The sequence below is a fragment of the Thiomonas sp. TH-17 genome (assembly GCF_057473305.1).
This window is the reverse complement of the sequence record NZ_JBYCKI010000056.1, coordinates 1-13648: the sequence shown is the minus strand read 5'-3', so window position 1 is coordinate 13648 and position 13648 is coordinate 1. Positions and strand designations below refer to the sequence as shown.

Below are 13648 nucleotides of genomic sequence, written 5' to 3'. Positions count from 1 at the left end.
CACGATGAGGCCGGGAATGAAGGTGGCCTATTTCATCAACCAGTACCCCAAGGTCAGCCACACCTTCATCCGGCGCGAAATTCAGGCGCTGGAGCGGCAAGGAATATCGGTGCAGCGCATCGCGCTGCGCGGTTGGGACGCCGAACTGGTGGACGCTGCGGATCGCGTGGAGCGAAGCCAGACCCAGTACATCCTCCAGCGAGGATTGCGCGGACTGACGGGGCCCTTGTTCAAGAGTTTGCTGCGACACCCCGTGGGCATGCTTCGCGCCCTGGCCTGGGCGGGGCGCATGTCCAGACTGAATGAGCGGGGCCTTCCCTACCATTTGATCTATCTTGCCGAAGCCTGCCAGCTCGTGCTTTGGGTGAAGGCGGCCGGGGCGACGCATATTCATGCGCATTTCGGAACCAACTCCGCTGAGGTGGTTTTTCTGGCGCGGCTGCTGGGCGGTCCGGCCTACAGTTTCACGGTGCACGGGCCGGAGGAGTTCGACAAGCCGCTGGGGATTCATCTGAAAGAGAAGATCGAGCACAGTGATTTTGTCGTGGCGATCAGTTCGTTCTGTCGCAGCCAGTTGTTTCGCTGGGTCGGTTCGCGTCATTGGGACAAGGTTCACGTCGTGCGCTGCGGCATCGAAACCAGCTTTCACGGCGGCCAGGCGAATCGATGCAGCACTGGTCGGCAACTGGTCTGTGTAGGCCGATTGAGCGAGCAGAAAGGGCACCTCCTGCTTCTGGAGGCGGCGGCCTTGCTGGTGGCGCAAGGAGAGGACTTCTCGCTGACGCTGGCTGGCGATGGCGAGCTGCGGCCCGCTATCGAGGCGGCAATCGACCGCATGGGCCTGCGTGACAGAGTCGTCATCACGGGCTGGATCGGAGGTTCAGAAGTTCGTCAGCATTTGCTGCAAGCCAGGGCGCTGGTACTGTCGAGCTTTGCCGAAGGGTTGCCGGTGGTCGTCATGGAGGCCATGGCGCTGAGCCGCCCGGTCATCGCCACGCAGGTCGCCGCCATGTCAGAGCTGGTCGAGGACGAAAAGAGCGGCTGGTTGTGCCCTGCGGGGGATGCCACCGCCTTGGCGCGCGCCATGCAACGCTGTCTTCACACCAGCGCGGAGCGACTCGACGCCATGGGGGCCTATGCGCGCGAAGTCGTGATGTCCAGGCATGACGCCGATGCCGAGGCGCTGCGGCTTGGGCGGCTATTCCAAAGACTTCCGGTGCAGCAGGGGAGTTTGCCATGATGACGCTGATATATGCCCTGTTGCTGCTGGCGACTCTGGCGCTGGCCTTGCCCATCGGGCTGTTGTTGCTGCAAATATTGAGTGCTGGTTTCAAAGGCGGGAGGCTCTCGCCGCCTCCCGCTTTGGAGGTGGACGCGCAGATCGCCGTGTTGGTCCCGGCGCATGACGAGGCCAGAAACATCGACTCGACAGTGCGGGGCGTTCTGCAGGAGGTGCGTGTGGGGGATCGCGTACTGGTGGTGGCGGACAACTGCAGCGACAACACGGCGGCGCTTGCCCGTGCGGCCGGGGCCGAAGTGGTTGAGCGGCAGGATGCGCTGCGGCGTGGCAAGGGCTATGCCCTGGATTTCGGTCTGAAGCACCTTGCCGCGACCCCCCCGGACGTGGTCGTCATCGTCGATGCAGATTGCAGGGTCGGGCGCGGTGCGATGACCTGCTTGTCCGCCGCCGCGTTGCAGGCGGGCGCCCCGGCGCAGGCGCACTACCGCATGGCGCTTGCGCCGGGCGCCGGTCTGAAAATCAAGATCGCGGGTCTCGCCTGGCGCGTCAAAAATCTGGTGCGCCCATTGGGCTATCGCCACATGGGTCTGCCTTGTCAGTTGATGGGAAGTGGAATGGCCTTTCCTTGGGCGCTGATCCATCGCGTTGATCTGGCCAGCGGCCACCTTGTCGAGGATCTCAAACTGGGGCTGGACCTCGCGCAAATGCGGGTGTCGCCCGTGTTCGTGCCACAAGCCGAGGTGGTCAGCGCGTTTCCCGAGAGCGCCGCTGGTGTGACAACACAGAGGAGGCGATGGGAGCATGGGCATCTCGGCATGGTGAGCGTGGCGCCGAAACTGCTCTGGCGAGGATTGCGTTCGGCCAACCTCGGACTGTTCGCCTTGGCCGCCGACTTGTGCATTCCACCTTTGGCGCTGTTGACGCTGTTGACGCTTACGGTCGCTGCGCTATCCAGCCTTGCAGGGTGGTTTTTGCATTGGACAGCGCCAGCAGTGATGGCTTGGGCGCTTTGTGCGGGGCTGTGGTTGGCGATTTTCACCGCGTGGTTTCGGCACGGCCGCGATCTGCTGACTTTCAGGGAACTGGCCGGCGTGCCGATTTATATCCTTTGGAAGGTGCCGATCTACCTCAGCTTCCTTCTGCGACGCGAACGAAACTGGGTGCGCTCGGCTCGGGAGGGCGAGTGATGTCCTCTGACGTTCCGCGCCCACAGACGTCGGCAGATCCCGGTGCGATGTCGCTCTTTGGTCTGTCCATTCAGAACACCACTCTGGAGCTGGCGGCCGAAACGCTGCTGCAATCCGCGTCAAGCGGGCAGGGACGCCGGGTGTATTTCGTCAACGCGCACTGCATCAACATCGCCGCCTCGAAGGCAGACTACGAGCACATCCTTCATGCCGCCGATCTGCTTTATGCGGACGGTATCGGCATGCGTCTGGCCGCTCGGGTTGCGGGTGTTGCGTTACGCGACAACGTGAACGGCACCGATCTGTTTCCGCTGCTCTGCGCCGGGGCAGCGCGAGCCGGGCTGGAGCTCGCTTTCATTGGGGGCAAGCCGGGCATCGCACAGGCCTGTGCGCGCAACATGAGGGACGCGCATCCCGGCTTGAAGGTGACTTACATTCAGGACGGCTATTTTTCGCCTGCAGAGACGTCGGACATACTCCAGGCCGTTCGACACTCGCAGGCGCGCCTGGTCTTTGTTGCCATGGGGGTGCCCCGGCAGGAACAATTCATTCACGCCCACCGGGATGATCTGGGAGCCACGGTCTGCATCGGGGTCGGCGCTTTGTTTGACTTTTACTCGGGCACCATTCCCAGAGCGCCGAGGCTGATGCGCAGATTCGGCCTCGAATGGCTATTCCGGCTGTTGGTTGAGCCGCGCCGCTTATTTGCGCGCTATGTGCTGGGCAACCCGCAGTTCGTCGCACGCGTCTTGTGGCGACGACTGCAGAGCCGGGGCGCTTTGACTCACGAGCCGCTGGCGCACTGAATTGGACTTGAGTGCGAGACTGTCAGCGTTGAAATTGGTGCATTTGCATCATTTTGGGGCATTTCATCGCGATAGATTTGGTGCTCTGAACAAAAGTAAGAATTTTCCGAAACAAAAACCATCATTAACCTACCGCGAGAGGCCCGCTTGAGCTTGTAACATGCGTCCCTCTTTCGCTGTCTTTGCCGCTCTGCTGCAGGAATGGGGGCTATCCCTTTTTTTCCCATGCAGCCTGAGACAAATCAGCGCGCTTTGGTTGAAGGGGTTCGTCATGTGCAAGATCATTCGTTGGCCTGCGGCTTTGTTTCTGGCCTTTACCCTGGCAGGCTGTGGCGGAGGGGTCGGCAGCACCCAAAGCCCAACCGCCTCGGATGGCAACACGAGTATTGCGGTGGCCACGGCGGCTCCTGCGCCGACCGAGACGACGGTTGCTCAAACGCCAGTTGCTGCTCCGATAGCGACCTCGACCTCGACCTCGACCTCGACCTCGACCTCGACCTCGACCTCGACCCCGTCGGTGACCCGGGTCTTTTCCCCGCAGAGCTTCTGGTATCAGCCCATTCCAGCCGATGCGACGTTGAATTCCTTGTCAGCGGTTTACGCCAAAAATCTGGTTGCCCAGATCGTCAACCGTTACAACGGGACGACAGCGCTCAACACCACCAGTTATGCCGCGCCGATCTACTTTGTGCAGACGGTCGGTGGTGCCAAGACGGTGACTTGGCAGGACGGCATGCCCATTTATCCGGTCGCGCAAACCGTCAACGTTGGCTTCAACGACTGCCAGAACAAGGGCTGGACCGACCCCAAGCTGATCGCGCAGTGGCAAAACGTGCCCATCCCTGCGGGCGCGACCGAGGCGAACGGCACCGACAGTGAGATGTCCATTTACGACATCAGCACCAAGACGCTGTGGGATTTCTGGGTCATGCGCCAGAACAGCGGCCAATGGACGGCCTGCTGGGGCGGGCGCATCCAGCATACCGACCAGAGTGACGGCATCTATCCCCACCCCTATGGCACCACGGCGACCGGCCTGCCGTTCATCGGGGGCGAAATATCGGCACAGGAACTGAAAGACGGCGTTATCAATCACGTCATGGGCATCTCCCTTGCCAGCCCGGCAAAGTGGCCGACTTTTTCCTGGCCTGCAAACCGGACCGATGGCTACAACATAGACAATCAGGTCAACGCCATTCCCGAAGGCACGCGCATGCGGCTCGACCCCAGTGTGAACGTCGATGCGCTGAACCTCTCTCCGGTGGGCAAGATCATCGCCAAAGCCGCACAGAAGTACGGTTTTGTGGTGTGGGACCAGGCTGGGTCGGTGTCCCTGCGGGCGGTCAACCCCATGACCTACACCCTCGCGGGCCAGGCCGATCCCTACCCCGCACTGTTTGGCGGGATGGCTTACTGGCAGGTGCTGCAGAACTTCCCTTGGGACAAGATGCAGTTCATGCCGAATAACTACGGCAAGCCGAACTGAGCGCCCGCCGCCGCGCATCGCTGCGGCGCGCCGGGTGAGTCCCCACGGCACGCGTTGTGCTTGAGACCCGTGTATGGGGATTGAGCCGCTTTGGGTGCATGTGACGGATCTGGGCGACAGCGCTGTGCTGTTGCCGCTTGCGCTGGTGATTTTTCTCTGGCTGGGACTGCAGTCCTGGCGCATTGCTGCCCTGTGGGCAGGGCTGTTCGGCCTTGACGGGGCGGTGGTGGCCCTGAGCAAAATTCTCTATATGGGTTGGGGCCTGCATCCGGCGTCTTGGAATTTCACCGGTCTGAGCGGGCACAGCGCCCTGTCGATGTTGGTTTGGCCCACGATCGGCATGCTTCTGGCCGTGGGCCGCCGACGGTTCTGGCGGCTGGCGCTGCCTTTGGCGGGAGCCGTGCTGTCGGCGGCGATTGTGGTGTCGCGGCTGGCCATCGATGTCCACACGCCGCCCGAAGCAGCGCTTGGCGCACTATGGGGCGGCGTCCTCGCACTCGCTTTCCTCTACTTCAGTTGGAACGAGGCCAGGCACGGCTTGTCCCGTCCCGGTCTGCTGTTGCCGCTGGCGCTCATCCTGCCCTTGGCGCTGACCTACGGCCAGATCTTTCCTTCCACGCCATTTCTCGAGGACGTGGCATGCCGACTAAGCGGCCATGCGCAACCCTACACGCGCAGCGATCTGGAGCGGCAATTGGGGCAATATCCGGGGCAATATCCGGGGCAATAACCGAAGTGCACCGCATGAATTGCCAGGATCAGGGATATTCAGCAACACGAGCGCCAGAAAACCCAGACAACTATCGCCGTGCCTGCCAGAAAAAGCGGCGGCGCGGTCATGTGATGAGGTTCGTGGCGGCTGTCATGCGTCTACCGGGCTGACGCGCACCCCGACCTTGAGGGTGTGATCGCCGCCGCCGCGGATGACGCCGCGCAGGGGTGACACATCGGCGAAGTCGCGGCCCAGGGCAATGCGCACATAGTCGGCGGCGGGCTGGCGGTTATTGGTGGGATCAAACTCCACCCATCCGTTGACCGGGCACCACACGGCCACCCAGGCGTGCGAGGCATCGGCGCCGACGAGTTGTTCTTCGCCGGGCTTGGGATGCGAGCGCAGGTAGCCGCTGACGTAGCGCGCGGCCAGCCCGAGGCTGCGCAGGGCGGAAATCATGACATGCGCATAGTCTTGGCAGACGCCGGCGCGTAGTTCGAGCGCCTGCGGGGCGCGGGTCTGGACCTCGGTGCTCTCGGGGTTGTAGGTGAAGTCGGCGTGAATGCGCTGCATCAGGTCGAGCGCGCCGCCGAGCAACGGTTGCCCGGGCGCAAAGCTGGGGGCGGCGTAGGCGGCGGCGGCGGCAAACAGGGGGGCGAAATGGGTGCCGAAGGTGAACTCGGCCTCGGCTACATAGGGCTTGCCCGCGCGGTAGAGCAGTTGTTCGCGCACCTGCTCCCACGGCGGGCTGGCATCCCAGTCGGGCGCCTCGGGCGCGCGCACTTGCACCAGGCTGACGGCGCGCACGGTCAGGGTGTCGTGCGGGCTGTAGTAGGCGAAGAACTCACGCTGGTTGCCGAACATATCGACATCGCTGTGACGATGTTCGGGCTCGGGGTGAATGTCGCAGACATAGTCGATGCGCTGTTGCGCGGCATGGTCGAGCGGGCAGAGATGCGCCAGATGGTGGGCCAGCTCGACCGGGGTGGCGTAGGCGTAGGCGGTTTCGTGTACCACGCGGTAGAGCACGGCGTCAGCCTGCGCGGCAGAGGCGTCTTGAGTCATGCGTGCGGCTTTCAATACCCGCCCAGCGTGCGGTCAGGCAGGCTGGCGTGGGCGAAATAGCGGCGGCTGATCTCGTCCGACAGACGCCAGGCGAGATCGATGCTCTGCGTCAGGGCGAGATCCAGCCACGTGTAATGCAATTCTTGGGTGTGGGTGCAGAGTTCGGGCAGGTGCCAGTCATCGGGGTCGGGCGCGAGGGCGATCAGGGCTTCCTTGTCGGCGGTCTCGCCGGGCAGTCGGGCCATGCGGGCGCGCAGGGTCTGGGCGACCCAGCCCAGGGCGCGGGGGTTTTCGCGGTCGAGCATGAGCAGGTCGAGCAGGGGCGGAACCTCTTGCCGCTTCTGGTACAACGCGCGGTAGGTGATGGTGCTGTCGAACAGTGCCAGCAGCAGGTTGAAGCCGCTGTCGCTGTGCACCGCGCCGCTGCGGAAGGCCACGGCCAGCGCTTGCCCCAGCAGCAAGAGACGTTCGATGTGGCGGCCGATGCTCAGCAGACGCCAGCCGTCGTCGCGGGTCATGCGATCGGTTTGCGCGCCGGTGATGGCGCTGAGCACTTCGGTGAGCTGCTCCAGCCCGCGCAAGGCCTGGGCCGACTGCAACTCTTCTCGCCGCGAGGCCGTGGGCAAAAGCTCCAGCGCGGTGGCCGAGACGATCCATTGCCGGTGGTCGCCGCCCAAGCGTTCGCGAACTTGAGTGGCCGCGTGGCCCAGCGCCTGTAGGTTCTGCACGATGCCGCCGGCGTGCTGCCCCGGCACGAGACCGCGCACCACGCAGTGCTCGAATCCTTGCGGGTTGTCGCGAAGATCGGGCGCCTCCTTCTCGACCAGACCGGTGCTGCGACACCATTGGTCGAGCATGTCGCAGACGGCCGGGCCCATGTCGTCGTCGCCCGAGAGCGCGCGCAGGGTGATGCGCGCCAGCCGGGCGCTGAATTCGGCGCGCTCGCAGTAGCGTCCTAGCCAGAACAGGTTTTCGGCCGCGCGGCTGGTCACCACGCGGTGATGGTTGATCAGATCTTGCGGGCGCATCGGCTCGGGCAGCAGGGTGGAGCTGTCCACCGCGTCGCCGGTGATGACCCAGGCGTCCTGGCTGCTGCCGCCGCGCTGCATCGACACGGTGTTGCCGCCGCGCGGCGCGGTGCGCACCAGCCCGCCGGGCAGCACGCGCCAGCCGCCGCGACCGTCTGACAGGGCATACACCCGCAGCATGGCGGCGCGGGCGGCCAGCCGCTCGTCGCTCCACACCGGTACGTGCGGCAGGGGCTGATATTGCTGCAGGGTGACGAGTGCGGGGTTGGACTGCACCCGCTCGCGCCACGCGGGCAGTTGGCCGTAATCGAGGCTGGCCATGACCGTGGGCTCGAACCCGCACTCCGCATGCACGGGCTTGATCACCCATGAGCGCAGATCGTCCAGCGGCGCGTCGCACACGCCCGGTTCGCCGCACCACCAGGTGGGCAGCGAGGGCAGTTTGAGCGGCTCGCCCAGCAGGGTTTCGCACAGCTTGGGCAGAAATCCCTGCACCGCGGGCGATTCGAGAAAACCGGCGCCGAGCGCATTGGCCACGAGCACGTTGCCCGCGCGCACCGCCTGCAGCAGCCCGGCCACGCCCAGCATCGAATCTGGACGCAGTTCGAGCGGGTCGCAGAAGCTGTCGTCGAGACGGCGCAGCACCACGTGCACCGGCTCCAGGCCGCGCAGGGTTTTGAGGTAGAGCCGGTCCTCGCGCACGGTGAGGTCGCTGCCTTCGGCCAGGGTGATGCCCAGGTAGCGCGCCAGATAGACCTGCTCGAAATAGGTTTCGCTGTACGGGCCGGGGGTGAGCAGCACCACGCGGCTGCCCACGCCGCCGGGCGAGAGCCGCAACAGCGTATCCATCAGCAGCCGGTAGCTGGCGGCCAGGCGCTGCACTTTCAGGTGGCTGAACGCGTCCGGGAACAGGCGGGAGATGAGGATGCGGTTTTCCAGCAGATAGCCCAGGCCCGAGGGCGCCTGCGTCCGCTGGTTGACCACGCGCCACACGCCGTCGGGCCCGCGCGCCAGGTCGAAGGCGGCGATGTGCAGCCAGATATTGCCCGGCGGTGCGTGGCCGTGCAGGGCACGCAAATAGCCGGGATGCCCCTGCACCAGCGCCGGTGGCAGCAGCCCTTCCTTGAGGGTGCGCTGCGGGCCGGTGTAGAGGTCGGCAAGGATGGTGTTGAGCAGTGCGGCGCGTTGGGCGATGCCGACGGAAATCTGCTTCCAGGAGGCTGAGTCGACCAGCAGCGGGAACAGATCGACCGACCAGGCGCGCACGGCTTGCGCGGCGTCGGCGTGGACGTTGTAGGTCACGCCGTCGTCGTGAATCTGCTGCAGCAACTGCTGCTGCCGGGCGCTCAGGCTGTCGAAGCCGCCGGAGCCGAGCAGTCGAAAAAAGTGGTCCCAGAGCGGGGCCAGCGGCGCACCCGCCCCGCCATCGGAGACGCCGCCGCGCAATTCGTCCCAGTGTCCGGGGATGACGGGGGAAGCCAAGTCGCGGGCAAGCGCGGCACAGTCTTCACCCGGATCGAACGCGCCTTGCGATTGTGATTGAGATTGGAACAGGCTGACCATATGACATTGTGGCATGCGGGGGGCGCCGAGACGGCGGCGGGCATCCCCCGATTTCGGTCAAATTTCACGCGCCCGTTCGCAAATCCAGGGTGAAGGGAAACTCCAGGCTGGGATGCACCGGCGCCACCCGCATGCGGCCCGGCGTGTGGCCCATGCGGAAAAAGCGCGACAGACGGCGGCTCTCGGCCTCGTAGGAGTTGACTGGGAAGACAGTGGGATTGCTGCCGCCCGGGTGCTCGACGTGGTACTGGCAGCCGCCCAGCGAGCGCTCCATCCAGGTATCGACCAGATCGAAGGTCAGCGGCGCGTGCACGCCGATGCCGGGGTGTAGCGCCGAGGGCGGATGCCACGCGCGGTAGCGCACGCCGCAGACAAACTCGCCGCTGCGCCCGGTGGGTTGTAGCGGCACGGCCTGGCCGTTGACCGTGAGCACATGGCGGCTGTCGGTCAGGCCGCTGATTTTCACTTCCACCCGCTCCAGCGAGGAATCGACATAGCGCACCGTGGTTCCTGCCGCGCCTTCTTCGCCCATGACATGCCAGGGTTCGAGCGCCATGCGCAGTTCCAGCTTCATGCCGCTCACTGCGTAATCGCCCAGCAGCGGGAAGCGGAAGGTGTGATGGGGCGCGAACCACTGCGGATCGAAGTCGAACCCGGCCTCGCGCAGTTCGGTGAGCACGTCGTCGAAGTCCATCGCAATGAAGGTGGGCAGCAGGAAGCGGTCGTGTAGCGCGGTCCCCCAGCGCTGCAGTGCGGCGGTGTAGGGCGCGTGCCAGAAGCGGGCGATGAGGGCGCGCAGCAGCAGTTGCTGCACCACGCTCATGCGGGCGTGCGGCGGCATCTCGAAGGCGCGCAGTTCGAGCAGGCCGAGGCGGCCGGTGGCGCCGTCCGGGCTGTAGAGCTTGTCGATGCAGAACTCGCTGCGATGGGTGTTGCCGGTGACGTCGATGAGGAGGTTGCGCAGGGTACGATCGACAAACCAAGCTGGAGCGTCAACGCCGTAGCGCGCGCGGTTGGCACGCAACTCGGCCAGGGCGATTTCGAGTTCGTAGACCTGATCGTCGCGCGCTTCGTCCACCCGCGGCGCCTGGCTGGTGGGGCCGATGAACAGGCCGGAAAACAGATAGCTCAGCGAGGGATGGTTGTGCCAGTAGGCGATCAGGCTGGCCAGCAGATCGGGGCGTCGCAGGAAGGGGCTGTCCGCCGGCGTGGCGCCGCCGAGCACGACATGGTTGCCGCCGCCGGTGCCGGTGTGGCGGCCATCGAGCATGAACTTCTCGGCGCCCAGCCGGGTTTCAAACGCAGCCTGGTAGAGGAATTCGGTGTGGTCGACCAGCTCGGCCCAGTTGTGCGCCGGGTGGATGTTGACCTCGATGACGCCGGGGTCGGGCGTGACCTGCAGCAGATTGAGCCGCGGGTCGCGCGGCGGCGGGTAGCCTTCGAGCACCAGCTTGACCCGCAGACGCTGCGCCGTGGTCTCGATGGCGGCGAGCAGGTCGAGATAGTCTTCCGCCGAAACCAGCGGCGGCATGAACACGTAAAGAATGCCGCCGCGCGCCTCCACGCACATCGCGGTGCGCAAAATCCAGCTGGCCGACTCGAAGCGGTCGGGGTGGCGGCCATCGCCGGGCCGTAACCGTTGGCCGTCGCCGCGGGACAGATCGGCTCCAGCACCGCTCGCTCCTTGCGGTCCGCCCCGATGCGGTGCTGCGACGCCCTGGTTTTGCACGCCAACGGTGCCGCCTTCGGCGTAGCCGCCCCCAATGCGGTGCATCGGGCCGTATTGCAGACGAAGTGCTGCGGCGTCGGGCAGGCCGTTGCGCGGGGCGAACGGGTCGTGCGCCCAGTCGGAGGCGCGGTCGCCCTCGGTGGCCCAGGGCAGCGAGTCGAGCGGCAGGCGCCAGCCCATGGCCGAGTCGCCGGGGAACAGGTACATGCGCTCGTCGCGGAAGAACCACGGCCCCGAGATCCAGCGCGGGCCGCTGAGCTGGGGGGAACCCGGCTCGCGGCGGATCGGCAGGGCGTAGCCGGTCGGCGTTTTCAGCCCTTGATCGAACACCTTGCGCAGACGGGCGCGCTCAAGCTCGTCTTCGACCCGCGAGTCGAACGGATCGACGTTGACCGGCAGGCGGCGCTCGCGCCACAGGTAGTACCAGGTGTCTTCATAGCCGGTCTGCACATGGGCGGGGTTGACGCCCAGGGTATCGACCAGGGCGAGGATGAAGGTGTGCGCGTCGAGCGCGGTGGCGCTGCCGCCCAGACGTTCGTCGGCGAACAGCTCGGGGTTGTGCCAGCAGGGCTGGCCGTCGCGCCGCCAGATGGCCGACAGCGCCCAGCGCGGCAATTGCTCGCCGGGGTACCACTTGCCCTGGCCGAAATGCAGAAATCCGCCGGGGCCGTAGCGGGCGATGAGTTTGCCGATGAGTTCGCCCGCATATCCGCGCTTGGTCGGCCCTTGCGCGTCGGTGTTCCATTCGGGCGCGTCGCGGTCGGTGGTGGCGACGAAGGTCGGCTCGCCGCCCTGGGTGAGGCGCACGTCGCCGTTTTTGAGTTGCTGATCGACCACTTCGCCCAGGGCGAGCACGGCCTGCCACTGGTCGTCGGTGTAGGGCTTGGTGACGCGCGGCGATTCGTAAATGCGGGTCACGGCCATGTGATGGCTGAATTCCACCTCGCATTCGTCGATCATGCCTTCGACCGGGGCCGCGCCCGAGGGCTGCGGGGTGCAGGCCAGCGGAATATGGCCTTCGCCTGCGAGCAGGCCGGAGGTGGGGTCGAGGCCGATCCAGCCCGCTCCAGGCAGATACACCTCGCACCAGGCGTGCAGATCGGTGAAGTCGGCCTCGGCGCCGCTGGGGCCGTCGAGCGCCTTCACGTCCGGGGTGAGCTGAATGAGATAGCCGGAGACGAAGCGGGCGGCCAGACCGAGGTGGCGCAGCACCTGCACCAGCAGCCAGCCGGTGTCGCGGCAGGAGCCGCAGGCGCGTTCGAGCGTCTGCTCGGGCGTCTGCACGCCGGGCTCCAGGCGGACGGTGTAGCCAATATCGCGCTGCAGCTGCTGGTTGAGATCGACCAGAAAGTCTTGCGTGCGGCGCGGGGCGAGGTCGATGCTGTCGATCAGGGTTTTGAGCCGCGGGGTGAGCGGGTCGGCCGCCAGATAAGGGCCGAGTTCGGCTTCTAGTTCCGGGGCGTAGCTGAAGGGGAATTTTTCGGCTTCGGGTTCGAGAAAGAAGTCGAAAGGGTTGAGCACCGACATCTCGGCCACCAGATCGACGGTGATCTGCAGCAGCGTGGTTTTTTCGGGGAAGGTCAGGCGGGCGAGGTAGTTGGAGAACGGGTCTTGCTGCCAGTTGATGAAATGCCCGGCGGGTTCCACCCGCTGGCTGTACGACAGAATGGGCGTGCGGCAATGCGGCGCGGGACGCAGGCGCACCACGTGCGGCGAGAGGCCCACCGGGCGGTCGAAGCGGTAGGTGGTGGTGTGCGTGAGCGCGACGTGGATGGACATCCGGGCACCTTGGAAAAGTTGAGGAGAAGCAGTCGAGGCGTTGAGGAAGCGGCGGGGTGAAACCTCAGGCGGCGAGAAAATCCTGGCTGATGCCGACGCCCAGATCGTTAATGCGCTCCAGAAAATGGGTGAGATAGGCGTGCAGCCCAGTGGCCATGATGTCGTCGAGCCGGCCGAACTGCAGTTGCGCATTGAGCAGCCCGGCGCGTCGCAGGGTTTCGCGCGACTGCGGGTTGGCCACGGCCTGCAGATGGTTGTTCACCGCCATCATGCAGGCGGCGAGTGACCGCGGCATGTCAGGTCGCAGGATGAGCAGCCCGGCCACGCGCTCGGGGGTGATGACGTCGCGGTACACCTTGCGATAGACCTCGAAACCCGAGACCGAGCGCAGCACCCCCGACCAGTGATAGAAGTCGTGCTCCTGCACCCGGCCATTGCCGCCCGCCGAGCCGTAAAAGTCGGATTGCCGGGCGTGGAACTTCACGTCGATCAGCCGGGCCGTGTTGTCGGCGCGTTCCAGAAAGGTGCCGATGCGCAGGAAGTGGAAAGCCTCGTCCTGCAGCATGGTGCCCGAGGTCACGCCGCGCGAGAGGTGCGAGCGGTATTTCACCCACTCGAAGTACTGCGCCGGGTCTTGTCGGCACAGACCCTTGGCCAGCATGCGCTGCGATTCCAGCCAGGTCTGATTGACGGTTTCCCATACCTCGGTGGTGATGGCGCCGCGCACCGCGCGGGCGTTTTCGCGCGCGGCGCGCAGGCAGCTCTGGATGGAGGAGGGATTGCTGGTATCGCACACCATGAAGTCGAGCACCTTGTCGGCGTCGATCTCGCCGTGACGTTCGGTGTAGGCGGCGGTCAGCTCGGAGATGCCCAGCAGGCCGTGCCAGCCCAGATGCATGGCCTCGGCGCCTTGCGGCAGCAGGGCCGACTGCACATGCACGTCGAGCATGCGGGCGGTGTTTTCGGCGCGTTCGGTGTAACGGGCCATCCAGAACAGGTGATCGGCGGTTCGGCTGAGCATGATGCGTTTCTCGGGGCTGAGAGTTTGCGAGG

The 13648-nt window shown here is 65.4% G+C and carries 9 protein-coding genes; 5 read left to right on the top strand and 4 right to left on the bottom strand.

Annotated features, from left to right (window positions below; translation table 11 throughout):
- The first annotated feature begins 16 nt into the window (after positions 1–16).
- The 5 genes from AC2VLV_RS03765 (at position 17) to AC2VLV_RS03745 (ending at position 5449) form a co-directional block, all read left to right on the top strand.
- Positions 17–1240 carry a glycosyltransferase gene (locus tag AC2VLV_RS03765; RefSeq protein ID WP_486988725.1) on the top strand — a complete coding sequence of 408 codons (1224 nt, stop codon included), beginning with the start codon at positions 17–19 and terminating at the stop codon, positions 1238–1240.
- Entirely contained in the window at positions 1237–2427 is a 1191-nt protein-coding gene (locus tag AC2VLV_RS03760; RefSeq protein ID WP_486988699.1) for a glycosyltransferase family 2 protein, read from the top strand. The genes AC2VLV_RS03765 and AC2VLV_RS03760 overlap by 4 nt, the downstream gene beginning before the upstream one ends.
- The gene (locus AC2VLV_RS03755; protein WP_486988698.1) at positions 2427–3233 is read left to right on the top strand and encodes a WecB/TagA/CpsF family glycosyltransferase; all 807 of its coding nucleotides are present in this window, start codon (positions 2427–2429) and stop codon (positions 3231–3233) included. The genes AC2VLV_RS03760 and AC2VLV_RS03755 overlap by 1 nt, the downstream gene beginning before the upstream one ends.
- 271 nt (positions 3234–3504) lie before the next feature.
- Positions 3505–4719, top strand: a complete 1215-nt coding sequence (locus AC2VLV_RS03750; RefSeq protein WP_486988697.1) for an LptM family lipoprotein — start codon at positions 3505–3507, stop codon at positions 4717–4719.
- Positions 4720–4792: 73 nt separating this feature from the next.
- Positions 4793–5449, top strand: coding sequence for a phosphatase PAP2 family protein (locus tag AC2VLV_RS03745; RefSeq protein WP_486988696.1), 657 nt, complete (start codon positions 4793–4795; stop codon positions 5447–5449).
- Positions 5450–5581: 132 nt separating this feature from the next.
- Here AC2VLV_RS03745 and AC2VLV_RS03740 read toward each other — a convergent pair whose 3' ends face one another.
- The 4 genes from AC2VLV_RS03740 to AC2VLV_RS03725 form a co-directional block, all read right to left on the bottom strand.
- Positions 5582–6496 (bottom strand): transglutaminase family protein, encoded by a 915-nt coding sequence (locus tag AC2VLV_RS03740; protein WP_486988695.1) that lies wholly within the window; start codon positions 6494–6496, stop codon positions 5582–5584.
- A gap of 11 nt (positions 6497–6507) precedes the next feature.
- Complete coding sequence (locus AC2VLV_RS03735; RefSeq protein WP_486988724.1) at positions 6508–9087, bottom strand: circularly permuted type 2 ATP-grasp protein; 2580 nt, start codon at positions 9085–9087, stop codon at positions 6508–6510.
- Between the two features lie 64 nt (positions 9088–9151).
- Positions 9152–12595, bottom strand: a complete 3444-nt coding sequence (locus AC2VLV_RS03730) for a transglutaminase family protein (RefSeq protein WP_486988694.1) — start codon at positions 12593–12595, stop codon at positions 9152–9154.
- 64 nt (positions 12596–12659) lie between these two features.
- Positions 12660–13616, bottom strand: a complete 957-nt coding sequence (locus AC2VLV_RS03725; RefSeq protein WP_486988723.1) for an alpha-E domain-containing protein — start codon at positions 13614–13616, stop codon at positions 12660–12662.
- Positions 13617–13648 lie beyond the last annotated feature (32 nt).